Origin of the sequence: Phaeobacter italicus (assembly GCF_019801785.1) — a bacterium.
Lineage (GTDB): Bacteria > Pseudomonadota > Alphaproteobacteria > Rhodobacterales > Rhodobacteraceae > Phaeobacter > Phaeobacter italicus.
The window spans coordinates 529,230-543,367 of sequence record NZ_JAHVIJ010000002.1 but is presented as its reverse complement, the minus strand read 5'-3'; the positions used below and the strand labels follow the sequence as shown (position 1 = coordinate 543,367).

Genomic DNA, 14,138 nt, shown 5'->3' with positions numbered 1-14,138 from the left:
ATCATTTGCCCTTGAACGCGGGTGCGCGTTTTTCCAGGAAGCTGGCGACGCCCTCTGCGTAATCCGCGCTTTCGCCGCAGGTCTTCATCGCGTCGGCCTCGATCTCCAGCTGGTCGGACAGCGTATTGACCGCTGCGGCCTGGATTGTCTGCTTGGTCAGACCCAGACCCAGCGTCGGGCCGTTGGCGAATTTCTCCGCCATCGTGCGGGCCTCGGCCATCAGGTCGTCATCTGGCAGCGCCTTCCAGATCAGCCCCCAGTCCTCCGCCTTCTTGGCAGGCAGTGGTTCAGCGGTCAGCGCCAGCCCCTTGGCGCGCGCCTCGCCCAGAAGGCGCGGAAGATGCCAGCTGCCACCGGTGTCCGGGATCAGGCCCACCTTGGAAAACGACTGGATGAACTTGGCGCTTTCGGCGGCCAGCACCACATCGCAGGCCAGCGCCAGATTGGCCCCTGCCCCGGCGGCCACGCCATTGACCGCGCAAATCACCGGGAAATTCAGAGAGCGGATGAGGTTCACCAGTGGGGCATAGAATGTGCGCACCGTGTTCCCGAGGTCCGGGGGGCCATCCATCTTGCGCGGATCGCGGTCGCCCAGATCCTGCCCCGCGCAAAAGCCGCGGCCCGCGCCAGTCAGCAGCACCGCACGGGCGGCACCGTCGCGCGCGGCCTCAAGTGCGGCGCGCAGGGCGTAGTGCATTTCCTCGTTGAAACTGTTCAGCCGATCAGGCCGGTTCAGGGTGATTTCCACCCAGTTTCCATGCCCCTGCACCAGCAGCGTATCCGACATTGCCGCGCCCTCCCTCTGACGTCATGGATAAAGATCTTGCATAAACCGACCGGACGGTCAATATATTTGCAACCCCGCCGATTGCGCCCTTGGGTGGTCGGCCAGCAACAGATGCAAAGGATCTCACGATGAGCCTTCTTGATGTTTCCAGCTTTGCCGCTGGTCAGTGGATTGCACCGGGTGCAGGTGCGCGCAACATTGCCAGCGCGATCACAGGCGAAGTGATTGCCCAAGCGGGCAATGATACGCTGAATGTACAGGGCATGCTGGACTATGCTCGCTCTGTCGGCGGCCCCTCCTTGCGCAAGATGACGTTCCACGACCGCGCCCGGATGCTCAAGGCGCTTGCAGGTCATCTGAACCAGCACAAGCAGGCGCTTTATGATCTGTCGTTCAACACCGGCGCCACCCAGTCCGACCACATGATCGACATTGATGGCGGCATCGGCACCATGTTCGTCTTTGCCTCCAAGGGGCGGCGCGAAATGCCGGACGGCCATGTCTACCTGGATGGGGATGTCGAACAGCTGTCGCGCAACGGCACCTTTCTGGGTCAGCACATCTGCACGCCGTTGCAAGGGGTTGCGGTGCATATCAACGCCTTCAACTTCCCGGTCTGGGGCATGCTGGAGAAACTGGCCCCGACCCTGCTGGCCGGTGTCCCCGCCATCGTGAAACCCGCGACCGCCACCTGCTATGTCACCGAACTGGCGGTGCGACTGATGCTGGAGTCGGGCATCCTGCCGGACGGGGCGCTGCAGCTGGTGTCCGGTGGGCTTGGCGATATGCTCGACCACCTTGGCATGCAGGATGTTGTCAGCTTTACCGGCTCTGCCGAAACCGCGCTGAAACTGCGCGCAAACCCTGTGATCCTGCGGAACTCGGTGCGATTCGTTGCGGAACAGGACAGTCTCAACGCCTCCATCCTTGGCCCTGACGCCCAGCCAGGCACGCCGGAATTTGACCTGTTCGTCAAGGAAGTCAGCCGCGAGATGACCACGAAAGCGGGCCAGAAATGTACCGCCATTCGCCGCATCATCGCGCCGGAAAGCCAGATCGAGGCCGTCATTGCAGCCCTGTCAGAGCGTCTGGCGAAGACCCAGATCGGAGATCCCCGCCTTGAAGGGACCCGGATGGGGGCGCTGGTGTCGAATGCGCAGAAACGCGACGTGATGGAAAAGGCCGCCATCATCGGTCAGGAGGCCACCCGCGTCTTTGGCGATCCGGAGCGCTTTGACGTGACGGGTGCGGACGCGGCCAAGGGCGCGTTTGTGCCGCCCATGCTGTATCACTGCGAAGCGCCTGACACGGCGGAACGCGTGCACGACACCGAGGCCTTTGGCCCCGTTTCAACCATCATGGGCTACCGCGATCTGGACCACGCCATCGCTTTGGCCAACCGGGGTCAGGGCTCGCTGGTGGCGTCCGTTATCACCCATGACCCTGCCGTCGCCCGTGAGGTTGCGATCGGCGCCGGCGCCTATCATGGCCGACTGTATTTCAACAACCGCGACTCGATGAAGGAATCGACCGGCCATGGCTCTCCCCTGCCCCACATGGTGCATGGCGGCCCTGGTCGGGCCGGCGGCGGCGAGGAAATGGGCGGCGTGCGCGGCGTCAAACACTACATGCAGCGCACCGCCATTCAGGGTTCACCCGACATCCTGTCGGCGATTGGCGAGAAATGGGTTCCGGGTGGCACCGAGATCGAAGGCCCCGCACACCCCTTTACCCGCAAGTTCGGCGAATTGGCGGTCGGCGAGACCCTGCACACCGCGCCGCGCACCGTGACGCTGGAGGATATCGAGACATTCGCCCATTTCACCGGCGACACCTTCTATGCCCATATGGATGACGAAGCCGCCAAGCGTAACCCGTTCTTTCCGGGCCGTGTGGCGCATGGCTACCTGCTGTTGTCCTTTGCTGCGGGCATGTTCGTGCAACCCGACGAAGGCCCGGTTCTGGCCAACACCGGCCTTGATAACCTGCGCTTCATGAAGCCGGTTGCGGCCGGTGACAGCATCAAGGTGCGCCTGAGCGTCAAGAAAAAGACCCCGCGCAACGATGAATACGGTGAAGTGCGCTGGCATGTGACGCTGACCAATCAGGACGATGAAATCGCGGCAGAGTATGAACTGCTGACGATGAACGCCTACTGATCCATCGCCGTAGCACCGCACCTGCCCTGGGCCAGTCCGTATGGACTGGCCTATCGCGTTCCGGGGGCTTAGACATAAGGGTATGACTGATGCCCAAGATCTCTGGTTTGATACCGCCGTTTCCAAGCTGAGTGACCCGCAGAACCAGCGGGTCTGGTCGGTGATCGTGTCCCTGTTCGGGGATCTGGCGCAGCAAAAAGGGGCCTCTATCAACGGGCAGACCCTGACGCAGATCATCACGCCGATGGGCATCAAGCCCGAAGCGATCCGCGTCGCGCTGCACCGCCTGCGCAAGGATGGCTGGATCGACAGCACCCGCTCGGGCCGGGCGTCTGTGCATTTCCTGACCGAAAGCGGGCGCAGCCAGTCTGCGGCAGTGACGCCCCGGATTTATGCCCGCGAAATTGCCCCGCCCACAGAGTGGCATCTGGCCATTGCAGAAGACGGTCAGTCCGCCATGCTGGATGGATTGCTGGAGCAGGCAGATTACGTCAGCGTCAACCGTTGCACGGCGCTGGGTCTTGGCAAAGCTGCATCGGTGGCCCGTGATCTGCTGGTGGTGCACAATCCTGATTTGGCGGTGCCAGAGTGGCTGCAGAGGCGGTTGTTTCCCGAGGATCTGCGCGTCACCTGTTCGGATCTGGACGTGACGCTGGCCGAACTGAACAGCGCGCGCAGCGGGCTGGCCATTGATGAACAGCTATCCGCAGCGCAGATCGCCACGCTGCGCACGCTGATCGTGCACCGCTGGCGGCGGGTGGTTCTGCGCCATCCGGATCTGCCGCTGTCACTGCATCCGGACGATTGGCGCGGAGAGCCCTGCCGCCGTCGGGTGGCAGAGCTGCTGGAGGCGTTGCCGCGCCCGACCCTTGCCGCCAACGGCGATCTGGCCGGGACTGCGGACTGACACGACAGCTGTCAGGCGGCCGCCTTATTTTGCCGCTGCGGTCACGATCAGTTCAACCAGCAGATCGGGGCGGGCCAGTTTTGCCTCGCCGCAGGCGCGCGCGGGTGCATGGCCTTCGGGAACCCAGGCATCCCAGACACCGTTCATTTCTTCGAAATCCGCCATATCCGCGAGCCAGATGACACACTGCAGGATGCGGGTGTTGTCGCTGCCTGCTTCGGCCAGGAGGGCGTCGATCTTATCCAGACAATCCTGAGTCTGCTGGGCAACACTGGCCCCGGCAGTGCCGACCTGGCCTGCGAGGTAGATGGTATCGCCGTGCTTGACGATCTGGCTCATGCGGGTGCCGGTGTGGCTGCGTTCGATGTCGCTCATCTGAATGTCCTGTCTCCAAAAAACCTGAGGTCGGCCGAAGTGGCCTCGCCAACTCGATAGCCAGAGCCGCGCCCGCGCGCAACGTCAGCGCGGCCACGATGGCCCCTGTCGCGGCATAAACCTGCCCCAAGGGCCGGTGGGACGATCCGGTTTGGCACAGCCCGGTGCCCATATCTGGCCGGTGATCACCGCCAGTGCGCACCCCGCACAAAATGGGCCAACACGCGCTGCAAGCCGTTCAAATAACGCACAAATTAGGATGTATGAATTGGTTCTTGCCCAGATAAGAGGCACGCCTCTATAGTTTTGGATGTGAATGCAGCGGATCCCTTGGCGGCCCGCATTCGGGGCCCTTAGCGTGACTGCACGCACCGCAGCTGCGGTGCCATTCCAGACCAAGCCTGCCCAAGCAGGCCAATCCACAGGGGGAAGTGAGAATGACCAAGATCAAGACCGCAGCGCGGCTGTCGCGCCGCCAATTCCTGACCAGCACTGCCGCGGGCGCGCTGGCTGTTGCGCTTGCCGGGGTTCTGCCAGATCCCGTTCTGGCCGCCGACCCGATCAAGGTCGCAGGCATCTACACCGTCCCCGTGGAACAGCAGTGGGTCAGCCGCATCCATGTGGCCGCGCTTGCCGCGCAGGAGCGCGGCGATATCACCTATACGTTTTCCGAAAACACCTCCAACACCGATTACCCGCGCGTCATGCGGGAATATGCCGAGCAGGGCCACAAGCTGATCATTGGCGAAATCTTTGGGGTCGAGGCCGAAGCGCGGGAAGTCGCCGCAGATTATCCCGACGTCGCGTTTCTGATGGGCTCTTCCTTCAAGGAGGATCCGAGCCTGCCCAACCTTGCGGTGTTCGACAACTACATTCAGGACGCCTCTTACCTGTCTGGGATCGTTGCGGGCGCCATGTCCGAGAGTGGCAATATCGGCATGGTCGGTGGCTTCCCGATCCCGGAGGTGAACCGCCTGATGCATGCCTTCATGGCCGGTGCGCGCGAAATGAACCCGGATATCACCTTCCAGGTCTCCTTTATCGGCAGCTGGTTTGACCCGCCCAAAGCCAAGGAAACCGCCTTTGCCATGATCGAGAATGGCGCGGATATGCTCTATGCAGAACGTTTTGGCGTGTCTGACGCGGCCAAGGAAAAGGGCATTCTGGCGATTGGCAACGTGATCGACACCCAAGGGGATTATCCCGATACCGTGGTGGCATCGGCACTGTGGCATTTCGAGCCGACATTGGATGCGGCCATCGCCAAGGTGCGCGACGGCAGCTTTGTGGCGGCGGACTATGGCACCTATTCCTTCATGAAGGAAGGCGGCGCCTCGCTTGCCCCGTTTGGCACCTTTGAGGGCAAGATCCCCCAAGCTGCACTGGACCTGATCGCCAGCCGCACGGCGGCCATCAAGGATGGATCCTATGTGGTAGAGATCAACGACGCAGAACCCACCTCGTCGTGATCCGAGCCAAGGCATGACAACCCCCAGCATGGCGCAGCGCGCGGCCAATGGCCCGGTGCTGCGCCTTAAAGAGATAACCAAGCGGTTTGGTCCGGTGACGGCCAATGAAGACGTGAGCTTTGACCTCTTTCCCGGCGAGGTCATCGCGCTTCTTGGTGAAAACGGCGCGGGCAAGACCACGCTGATGAACATCCTCTTTGGCCAGTATACGGCCGACGCGGGAGAGGTTGAGCTGTTTGGCGCAACCCTGCCACCCGGTGCGCCCCGAGCGGCGCTGGATGGTGGTGTGGGCATGGTCCACCAGCATTTCACCCTCGCAGACAATCTGACGGTCTGGGAAAATATCACCCTGGGCGTCGAGCCGTTTTTTCAGATGCGACTGAATGCCAGCGCCGCCAGAGCCCGCATTCGCAGTCTTTCCGAGCGCTTTCACCTGAAGGTCGACCCCAACGCCAAAGTGGGCCGCCTCACGGTGGGAGAGCGCCAGCGTGTTGAAATCCTGAAGGCGCTTTATCGCGACGCGCGGATCCTCATCCTGGATGAACCCACGGCCGTTCTGACACCACAGGAGTCCGATGCGCTTTTTGCGACGCTGAGAGAGGCCATCGGTCAGGGGCTTTCGGTCATCTTCATTTCGCACAAACTGCATGAGGTGATGGCGATTTCAGATCGCGTTCTGGTGCTGCGTCATGGCCGTCTGGTGGCAGAGCGGCGCACCGCTCAGACCAGCCGCGATGAACTGGCGTCACTGATGGTCGGGGCTGACGTGAAGCCTGCAAGGTTTGCACCGAATGCAGCGGGGCCTGCGCTGATGCAGCTGCAAGGCGTATCAACACCAGACAATGGGGCTGCGCCGGGGCTGCGCAACGTTACGCTGGATCTGGCAGCGGGCCAGATCACCGGGCTTGCCGGCGTATCAGGAAACGGCCAGGCAGCGCTGTCTGATCTGATTTCGGGGCTGATCACCGCCCAGTCCGGCCAGATCCGCATCCGCGGGCGCGAGATCGGCGCATGGTCACCGCGCAAGGCGGTCGATGCAGGCATTGCACGCATCCCCGAGGACCGCCACAAGACCGGCACCATCGCAGATTTCGATCTGACCGAGAACGCCATACTGGAAACCTATTCGACCCGGTTTGCGCGCAAGGGATGGCTGGACTGGCGGGCTGCCCGGCAGTTTGCCAAGGATCTGATCGCGACCTACGACGTGCGCTGTCCGGGGCCGGACACCCGCATCCGGTTGTTATCCGGCGGCAATATGCAAAAGCTGATCCTGGGCCGCGTGCTGGAGTTGGCGCCCGACATAATTCTCGCCAACCAACCGGTGCGCGGGCTGGACATCGGCGCGGTCACCTATGTCCATGAACAACTGGCCAAAGCGCGGGCGCGGGGCGCAGCGGTCTTGCTGATTTCAGAGGATCTCGACGAGATCATGCAGCTTTCCGATGTGATCCATGTGATCAGCGAAGGCAGGCTCAGCCCCAGTTTTCCGCGCGGCAGCCAACAGCCCGAAGATCTAGGCGCTTGGATGGCCGGACACGGGTTTGACACGATGACAGCGGAGGGCCCCCATGCGCCTTGAACCCATCGCGGCGCCCAGCTGGCAGCGTCGGCTGATCCCGCCTGCCGCCGCCATTCTTACAACATTTGTGATTGCCGCGCTTCTTGCGCAGATTGCCGGGGGCAACCCGTTTTCGATTTTCGGGCTGATCCTGTCAGGGGCGCTTGGGTCGAAATTTGCGATCCTTGAGACCCTGAACAGGGCGACCCCGCTGATCTTTACGGGGCTTGCGGTTGCTGTCGCCTTTCGTGCGAAGCTGTGGAACATCGGCGCCGAGGCCCAGCTGTATGCCGGGGCGGTTGTAACGGTTGTTCTGGGCACGGGCGCGCTGGCGCTGCCTGCGCCGCTGCTTTTGCCGCTGCTGGCCTTGGCGGCGATGGTCGCCGGGGCGGGGCTGCTACTTGGGCCTGCGCTGCTGAAAACCCGGCTGGGCGTGGATGAGGTTGTCACCACGCTGTTGTTCAACTTTATCTTTCTTCTGTTTGTGTCCTACCTGCTGGAGGGACCGCTGAAAGATCCGATGGGGATGGGCTGGCCGAAATCACCACGCCTGGACCCAGAGGCGCGGCTGCCACGGGTGGTGGACGGGTTGCGGTTGCACTGGGGGTTTGCTCTGGCGCTGATTTCGGCCGTCGCTATCTGGCTCATCAATACGCGCACCACGCTTGGCTATGAAATGCGGGCGGTGGGGCAGAATGCTGAGGCTGCGCAGTTTGCGGGCATTCCTGTCACCAAAGTGATCCTCAAGACCGCGCTGCTGTCCGGTGGGTTGGCGGGGCTGGCAGGGTATTCCGAGGTGGCGGGTCTCAAGGGGGCGCTGACGCTCGATCTGAGCCCCGGCTTTGGCTACACCGGCATCGTTGTTGCGATGCTGGCCCTTCTGCACCCCATTGGCGTGGTTTTTGCGGCGTTGTTTGTGGCGGCCATTTTTGTCGGCGCCGACAGCATGAGCCGGGCCGCAGGGGTGCCGAGCTATCTTGCCGATATCATGCTGGCCTCGGCTCTGTTGTTGATGGTGCTTGCCATCCTGCTGAGCAAATTCCGCCTGCGGAGGGATTGAGATGGATATTCTGGACATCCTTTTGTCGGCAAGTTTCTGGGCCGCTGCCATCCGGATCGCCTCGCCGCTGATCTTTGCCACGCTGGGAGAGCTGATCTGCGAACGGGCCGGTGTGCTGAACCTCGGGATCGAGGGGATCATGGTTGCGGGCGCATTCTCCGGCTGGATCGCAGTCTGGGCCGGGCTGCCGCTTTGGGGGGGCGTTGCGGTGGCAATGCTGACCGGCATGGCCTTTGGGCTGCTGCATGCAACACTCAGCGTGCCCTTTGGTCTTTCGCAGCATGTGGTCGGGATTGGCCTGACGTTGCTGGCGACCTCGCTGACCTTTTACACCTATCGCGTGGTTTTGCCCGAAGTCTCCTCTCCGCCCAAGATCGAGGCCTTTCAACCCTATGAGATACCTCTCCTTGCCGATCTGCCGCTGATTGGGCCTGCGCTGTTTTCGCAGACGCCGCTGACCTATGCTGCATTTCTGTTGGCCGCGATCTGTGCCTACACGTTGTATCGCACCCCTGTGGGTCTTGCGGTCAGGGCCGCAGGAGAGAACCCTTCGGCTGTCGCAGCGCAAGGTCTGTCCGTGACAGCGATCCGCATGGGCGCGGTCATCACGGGCAGTGGTTTCATGGCGGTTGGCGGGGCGTTTCTGACCCTGTCGGCCTTTGACAGCTTTTTCTTTGACATGGTGAACGGGCGCGGCTGGATCTGTATTGCGCTGGTGGTGTTCGGGGCCTGGCGTCCCGGCAAGGCCGTGTTGGGCGCAATCCTTTTTGCGGCCTTTGATGCGCTGCAGATCCGGCTTCAGCAGACGGGGATCGGGGCGTTGGTCCCGTATCAGCTGTTTTTGATGCTGCCCTATATTCTGTCGATTTTGGCGCTGGTCGTGATGTCACGACGCGCAGAGGTTCCTGCGGCGCTGATGGTGCCGTTCAACAAGGGAGAGAGATGATGTTTGATCTGCTCATCAAAGGCGGCACGCTGCCGGATGGTTCTGTTGCGGATATCGGCATTACCGGAGACACCATCGCAGAGATCGCCCCCGCACTGGAGGCCACCGCGAAGGAGACGATCGACGCGACCGGCGATCTGGTTTCGCCGCCATTTGTCGACCCGCATTTTCACATGGATGCCACCTTGTCTTATGGCCAGCCCCGCGTGAATGCCTCGGGCACGCTGCTGGAAGGCATCAACCTGTGGGGAGAACTGCGCGAGGAAGCAAGCGTAGAGGATATGGTCGAGCGCGCGCTGACCTATTGCGACTGGGCCGCCAGCATGGGGCTTTTGGCGATCCGCACCCATGTGGACACCACCCCGGATCACCTGCGCGGGGTCACTGCCATGCTGGAGCTGCGCGAGGCGGTCAAGGGCTACATCGACCTGCAGCTTGTCGCCTTCCCTCAGGATGGGTTGTACCGAACGGAAACCGGGCGCGCGAACTTGCTGCGGGCGCTGGATATGGGAGTCGATGTGGTCGGCGGCATCCCTCACTTTGAGCGCACGATGCAGGAAGGTGCGGACTCGCTCGTCGATCTGTGTCGCATTGCGGCCGAGCGTGGCCTGATGGTGGACATCCATTGCGATGAGACAGACGATCCGCTGTCGCGCCATATCGAAACACTGGCACGAGAGACCCTGCGCCACGGCCTGGGTGGCCGCGTTGCTGGCAGCCATCTGACGTCGATGCATTCGATGGACAACTACTATGTCTCCAAGCTCTTGCCGTTGATTGCAGAGGCAGACGTCAGTGCAATTCCCAATCCGCTCATCAATATCGTGCTGCAGGGTCGCCATGACAGTTTCCCCAAGAGACGAGGCCTGACCCGCGTGAAGGAAATGCAGGCCCACGGCATTGCGGTCGGTTGGGGGCAGGATTGCGTGCTGGATCCCTGGTACAGCCTTGGCACAGGCGACATGCTGGATGTGGCCTTCATGGGGCTGCATGTCGCCCAGATGACCCACCCTGAGGAAATGGCGCGCTGTTTTACCATGGTGACAGAGACCAACGCCCAGATCATCGGGCTGGAGGGCTATGGGCTGAAAAAGGGCGCCAAGGCCTCTCTTGTGGTTTTGGATGCCGCCACCCCGACCGAGGCCGTGCGCCTGCGGCCGGCGCGGCTGGCGGTTGTGGCAAAAGGCAAGATCATTTCCCGCAGTGCACGCGGTGATGCGACCTTGTCACTGCCTGGCCGTCCTGGTCAGGTTCGTCGCCGTCATGCCCTGCCCTAAGGGCGGGCTTCTCAGGCGACGACGCCGGTCACAAAGATCGGTAGCCCCACTGCAAGAACGCAGACCAGACAAAGCGCAACCAGCATCACCACGCCATCGCGGGTCAGCATCGCAACGGACAGGCCTGCCACCACTGCCCCCAAGGCAGAGGAGGTAAAGGGCACCAGCTCCAGAAACGGCATCATCGCCCCGCACAGCGCGCAGATGGCGCGCGGGACGGTGACGAACGGCCGACGCGTCAGAACGGTGAGCCGGGCATCGGTGTGGCGATCCAGAAACCGCGCCATGCGGCGCAGCGGTCCCAGCACCCTGCGCGCCCTATCAGAGGCAAGACTGCGACGGCGCAGCCACTGGGGCAACCACAGCTCGTCCCGGCCCAGCACCATCTGACCGGCCACAAGAAAGATCAGAAGACCACAGACCGTGGACAGACCCGGCACCCCGCTGAGGGGGGACACCACAATCATTGCCGGAAACAGCAGCGTGGCAGACATCGAGCTGCGGCCCAGATCATCCACCACGTCATCGACATGAATGCAGTCCTCGTCCAGCAGCTCGCTTGTAGTATCGATCATATGTTCGACCGGTTGCTGATCTGCTGACATGGGGGTCTCCTTGTCGGTACGCTGGCGCGGCAGGGGGGCCGCGCCCCCTGTTCTGTCTGCGCTTGGCATCAGGACGGGACGGGCATTGTCTGCCTGAAAAACGCAAGGCTTGCGGGCCGGGTTCCCGAAAAAGAAAACCGCAGCGCATGGAACCACTTGCAGGAAGGCGCGTTGAGGCACTGCAAACCTGAGATCAGTCAGGACCGTTCGGGCGTTACGATGATTGCAGGCCTTCCTGCCTCTCGCCCCTCCTCCTGCGTGGCGACCCGCCCGCAATCAGAGATGATGAAAGGACAGATTATGCGTATCATGCTTGCAGCGCTTGCCCTTGTTGGCCTCGCGGCCTGTGAAACCACCGAAGGCTTTGGCCGCGATGTGTCTTCGCTGGGCAATACGATCACTGAAGAGTCCCAGGAGGCGCAGTAACACGCCCCCGCCCTGCCCGGCATTGACCGGGCAAGGGCCGAAAGCGGATCACGAAAGAGGTATTGGAATGAATGATTATGTAGGCATTGGCGGGTTGATCGTGCTGGCCCTGACAATCTGGGCCATCGTAGGCACCGTAAGCTCTGGCGCGAGCACCGGCAAAAAGGTCTTTTGGATCCTGTTCGTTCTGATCCTGCCAATCATCGGCTTTATCTGCTGGCTTCTGTTCGGTCCGCGCGGCGCCAAGGCCTGAGGCAGCGACACCCTGTTCAGCAAAAAACGGCCCCCTGGGCCGCTTTTTTTCGAAGAACACTGGCGCCGAGAGCAGACAGTACCCGCAATCAGCGGGTGTTGCTGCGTTGGCTGGATTTGACCGGTTCAACCCCGAACTGAATGCACATGGATTTGGGCGCCACCAAGAGCTGCTGCCCCTGCGCCACCCATGCGGTGGCCTTTTGAGGCGTCATCTTCAGCAGAACAACACTGGGATCATTTCGCCCCTGTTCAAACCAAGCATCCGCCGCATAGCTCCAGAAATGGTCCAGCTGATCGGGATCGTCAGCGATTTCGATCTCGCCGCTGAGGCTGGCGAAATAGTCTTCGCTGTTGCTGACGAAGTTCAGCCGAGCCGGCGCGACGTCCTTGAAAGCGGAAACCAGCGCGCTGTCTCGTGAACAGATAAACCACACAAGACCGCGTTCAGGATCGGCAAAATGACTGACCGGTTGCAGGGCTGGTTTCGCCGCCTCGATCATCAACATGGAGGAACGGCGGTTTTCTAACTGGTGCCACAACTGCTGTGCGGCGCGTTTCATCATGTCTGGGCTAAAATCCACGTGATTAACTCTCTCTGGATCCTATTCAGGTTGCCTGTCGTACAGATGATCAGCTGGACATTTGCCTTCATCTGAACATTTGTGCAACCTGAACGCGCGCAAACACAGGGTGGTTCCCTTTCATTCTAGCTTTTTTTTACCCGCGGTAAATGTGGATTTTGGGTACATATTTTAACCCACTGATCCTATACGATATCTTCAGTTGCCCCTGGCAAAGGTTGCTGCAGATCTTTCATATTCGACGGATCATGCGGCACCAGAAAACCGGTTCGTTTCTGCGGCAGACGCACACCGTTTCGGGCGACCTCGCGGCGCCACCAGTCCACGGCGGTTTCGGGGCTGCGCGCCTCGTCCGGCAGGGAATGAGAGCCACGCCACCAGTGGTCGCACATGGCCTTCCAGACCTTGGCAACGCGCGCGGGATCATCGGTGCGCAGTGCGGCTTCGGTGTCCCAGCGCATGGAGCGACCGTTCATATTGGCCGATCCCACCATCGCAAAGCTGTCGTCCACTAGCAGCACCTTGCTGTGCACATAGATCATCGGTGAACCTGCTAGGGCGCGCGGAGAGTCTCTGTCTGCCAGCATGGGCTGCACTGGGCTGGCGATGCAGGCGCGTGAACCATAGGCCCCCACAACCCGCTCAAGGGCGCTGGCCTGAAGCGCCATGCCATAGCGCGCGTCCAGTTCACGGTTGCCGTCAAACGCGACATCATCGGGAAGCGCAGGCAAAACCAGGATAACCGACAGATCCGGGTTACGCTGTGCCGCCTCTGCCAGCCCGTTTGCAAGCACGCTGGAGCGAAGGAACTGGGTTTCCATGTAGATCATATGGCGCGCACGCTTGAAGGCGTTGAGAAAGTCCTCCTCGATCTCTCGCGCGACCGTCTGGGGTGATACCGCCCAGAACCCCAGCTTGCGGGGCGCAGAGAGGGTCCGGCGCAGATGGATACCCTCTTTGGGTGTCTCCTTGCCCGCGACAAGCGTTTCGAACTCCTGCAGATAGGCATCGGCCTCGGCGGCTTCCGGCCCCTTCAGGATCAGCTGCACATCTGCCCAGGTCTGTTCTGCCACCTGGTCATGATCGGGCGTGTCGTAACGGCGATTGTTGAGATCAAGCCCACCAACATAAAGCGTGGTGCCGTCGACCACGGCGAGTTTCTGGTGGTGGGTGACCGGGCTCAGTTCCGGCAACCAACTGCTTTGGTCACGGGATTTGCGCCCGCGGATCACCTTTTTCTTGCGCCGTTTGACAAACGGGCCAAAGGCAAGCCGGGGCACCAGCCCCGCCCGCGCCGGATGCAGGGCCGCGCGGACGGTCAGTTTGCCACACTTGGTTGGCGGATCCGCCCTTAGCTTTGCCTGAATGTCGCGGGCCTGTTTCAAGGTTGCTTGCGATTTGCCGTGCAGATCCTCTGCCATCAGCGCATCGAAGTCACTGACCACCAGATCAAAATCCACACCTTTGCGCAGAATATGTTCGACCAGATCTGCCCATGTCGTGCCCAGCTCCTTGGCCTCGTCACTGTGCAAAAACGTGGCAAAGTCAAAGATCCGAAAGCTGGCCCGGACAACGGTTTCTGCCCCCAGGACAGCCCGCTCAAAGGCAGGCCAGGCTTCCTGCGCCGTGACCAGAACCTCAAACATGTCTTCCCTGTCGGGGGCGTCGGCGGTGGTGTCTCTGCGCTCCATGTCGGCAGATCCCTGTCGTGAATGCAAATTGACTGCGAA

Annotated in this window: 14 protein-coding genes; 9 read left to right on the top strand and 5 right to left on the bottom strand. The window is 61.6% G+C overall.

The window, feature by feature from the left end; genetic code table 11:
* Position 1: 1 nt before the first annotated feature.
* Entirely contained in the window at positions 2 to 787 is a 786-nt protein-coding gene (paaG, locus tag KUV39_RS06955; protein WP_222459332.1) for a 2-(1,2-epoxy-1,2-dihydrophenyl)acetyl-CoA isomerase PaaG, read from the bottom strand.
* Between the two features lie 128 nt (positions 788 to 915).
* Here paaG and paaZ point away from each other — a divergent pair, with 128 nt between their 5' ends.
* Positions 916 to 2,946 carry a phenylacetic acid degradation bifunctional protein PaaZ gene (gene paaZ, locus KUV39_RS06950; protein WP_008563288.1) on the top strand — a complete coding sequence of 677 codons (2,031 nt, stop codon included), beginning with the start codon at positions 916 to 918 and terminating at the stop codon, positions 2,944 to 2,946.
* Positions 2,947 to 3,028: 82 nt separating this feature from the next.
* On the top strand, positions 3,029 to 3,853 hold the full coding sequence (locus KUV39_RS06945) for a PaaX family transcriptional regulator C-terminal domain-containing protein (RefSeq protein WP_050673006.1): 825 nt from the start codon (positions 3,029 to 3,031) through the stop codon (positions 3,851 to 3,853).
* A gap of 24 nt (positions 3,854 to 3,877) precedes the next feature.
* Here KUV39_RS06945 and KUV39_RS06940 read toward each other — a convergent pair whose 3' ends face one another.
* On the bottom strand, positions 3,878 to 4,228 hold the full coding sequence (locus KUV39_RS06940) for a RidA family protein (protein WP_008559624.1): 351 nt from the start codon (positions 4,226 to 4,228) through the stop codon (positions 3,878 to 3,880).
* A gap of 437 nt (positions 4,229 to 4,665) precedes the next feature.
* Here KUV39_RS06940 and KUV39_RS06935 point away from each other — a divergent pair, with 437 nt between their 5' ends.
* The 5 genes from KUV39_RS06935 to KUV39_RS06915 are packed head-to-tail and all read left to right on the top strand — an operon-like array spanning position 4,666 to position 10,541.
* Positions 4,666 to 5,697, top strand: a complete 1,032-nt coding sequence (locus tag KUV39_RS06935) for a BMP family protein (protein WP_008561925.1) — start codon at positions 4,666 to 4,668, stop codon at positions 5,695 to 5,697.
* 13 nt (positions 5,698 to 5,710) lie between these two features.
* On the top strand, positions 5,711 to 7,279 hold the full coding sequence (locus KUV39_RS06930) for an ABC transporter ATP-binding protein (RefSeq protein WP_244998257.1): 1,569 nt from the start codon (positions 5,711 to 5,713) through the stop codon (positions 7,277 to 7,279).
* Positions 7,269 to 8,318 carry an ABC transporter permease gene (locus tag KUV39_RS06925; RefSeq protein WP_222459331.1) on the top strand — a complete coding sequence of 350 codons (1,050 nt, stop codon included), beginning with the start codon at positions 7,269 to 7,271 and terminating at the stop codon, positions 8,316 to 8,318. Before KUV39_RS06930 ends, KUV39_RS06925 begins: the two co-directional genes overlap by 11 nt.
* A gap of 1 nt (position 8,319) precedes the next feature.
* Positions 8,320 to 9,264, top strand: coding sequence for an ABC transporter permease (locus tag KUV39_RS06920; protein WP_046210796.1), 945 nt, complete (start codon positions 8,320 to 8,322; stop codon positions 9,262 to 9,264).
* Positions 9,264 to 10,541 carry an amidohydrolase family protein gene (locus tag KUV39_RS06915; RefSeq protein ID WP_222459330.1) on the top strand — a complete coding sequence of 426 codons (1,278 nt, stop codon included), beginning with the start codon at positions 9,264 to 9,266 and terminating at the stop codon, positions 10,539 to 10,541. The genes KUV39_RS06920 and KUV39_RS06915 overlap by 1 nt, the downstream gene beginning before the upstream one ends.
* Positions 10,542 to 10,552: 11 nt before the next feature.
* Here KUV39_RS06915 and KUV39_RS06910 read toward each other — a convergent pair whose 3' ends face one another.
* Positions 10,553 to 11,146, bottom strand: a complete 594-nt coding sequence (locus KUV39_RS06910) for an exopolysaccharide biosynthesis protein (RefSeq protein ID WP_222459329.1) — start codon at positions 11,144 to 11,146, stop codon at positions 10,553 to 10,555.
* Positions 11,147 to 11,446: 300 nt separating this feature from the next.
* On the opposite strand from KUV39_RS06910, the gene KUV39_RS06905 reads away from it, so the two are divergent.
* Positions 11,447 to 11,572: an entericidin A/B family lipoprotein gene (locus KUV39_RS06905; protein WP_046210923.1), complete on the top strand. Its 126-nt coding sequence runs from the start codon at positions 11,447 to 11,449 to the stop codon at positions 11,570 to 11,572.
* Between the two features lie 67 nt (positions 11,573 to 11,639).
* Positions 11,640 to 11,825, top strand: coding sequence for a PLD nuclease N-terminal domain-containing protein (locus KUV39_RS06900; protein WP_008563024.1), 186 nt, complete (start codon positions 11,640 to 11,642; stop codon positions 11,823 to 11,825).
* A gap of 88 nt (positions 11,826 to 11,913) precedes the next feature.
* On the opposite strand, the gene KUV39_RS06895 is transcribed toward KUV39_RS06900, so the two are convergent.
* Both KUV39_RS06895 and KUV39_RS06890 read right to left on the bottom strand, forming a co-directional pair.
* Positions 11,914 to 12,408: a pyridoxamine 5'-phosphate oxidase family protein gene (locus KUV39_RS06895; RefSeq protein WP_222459328.1), complete on the bottom strand. Its 495-nt coding sequence runs from the start codon at positions 12,406 to 12,408 to the stop codon at positions 11,914 to 11,916.
* A gap of 185 nt (positions 12,409 to 12,593) precedes the next feature.
* The gene (locus tag KUV39_RS06890; RefSeq protein ID WP_222459327.1) at positions 12,594 to 14,099 is read right to left on the bottom strand and encodes a phospholipase D-like domain-containing protein; all 1,506 of its coding nucleotides are present in this window, start codon (positions 14,097 to 14,099) and stop codon (positions 12,594 to 12,596) included.
* Positions 14,100 to 14,138 lie beyond the last annotated feature (39 nt).

What these genes read in the sequence shown, in the direction of transcription:
- KUV39_RS06920 (WP_046210796.1), top strand. Translation starts at nt 8,320, where the DNA reads ATGGATATTCTGGACATCCTTTTGTCGGCAAGTTTCTGGGCCGCTGCC.
- KUV39_RS06910 (WP_222459329.1), bottom strand. Translation starts at nt 11,146, where the DNA reads ATGTCAGCAGATCAGCAACCGGTCGAACATATGATCGATACTACAAGC.
- KUV39_RS06940 (WP_008559624.1), bottom strand. Translation starts at nt 4,228, where the DNA reads ATGAGCGACATCGAACGCAGCCACACCGGCACCCGCATGAGCCAGATC.
- KUV39_RS06915 (WP_222459330.1), top strand. Translation starts at nt 9,264, where the DNA reads ATGTTTGATCTGCTCATCAAAGGCGGCACGCTGCCGGATGGTTCTGTT.
- KUV39_RS06945 (WP_050673006.1), top strand. Translation starts at nt 3,029, where the DNA reads ATGACTGATGCCCAAGATCTCTGGTTTGATACCGCCGTTTCCAAGCTG.
- KUV39_RS06890 (WP_222459327.1), bottom strand. Translation starts at nt 14,099, where the DNA reads ATGGAGCGCAGAGACACCACCGCCGACGCCCCCGACAGGGAAGACATG.
- paaZ (WP_008563288.1), top strand. Translation starts at nt 916, where the DNA reads ATGAGCCTTCTTGATGTTTCCAGCTTTGCCGCTGGTCAGTGGATTGCA.
- KUV39_RS06930 (WP_244998257.1), top strand. Translation starts at nt 5,711, where the DNA reads ATGACAACCCCCAGCATGGCGCAGCGCGCGGCCAATGGCCCGGTGCTG.
- KUV39_RS06935 (WP_008561925.1), top strand. Translation starts at nt 4,666, where the DNA reads ATGACCAAGATCAAGACCGCAGCGCGGCTGTCGCGCCGCCAATTCCTG.
- KUV39_RS06900 (WP_008563024.1), top strand. Translation starts at nt 11,640, where the DNA reads ATGAATGATTATGTAGGCATTGGCGGGTTGATCGTGCTGGCCCTGACA.
- KUV39_RS06925 (WP_222459331.1), top strand. Translation starts at nt 7,269, where the DNA reads ATGCGCCTTGAACCCATCGCGGCGCCCAGCTGGCAGCGTCGGCTGATC.
- KUV39_RS06905 (WP_046210923.1), top strand. Translation starts at nt 11,447, where the DNA reads ATGCGTATCATGCTTGCAGCGCTTGCCCTTGTTGGCCTCGCGGCCTGT.
- paaG (WP_222459332.1), bottom strand. Translation starts at nt 787, where the DNA reads ATGTCGGATACGCTGCTGGTGCAGGGGCATGGAAACTGGGTGGAAATC.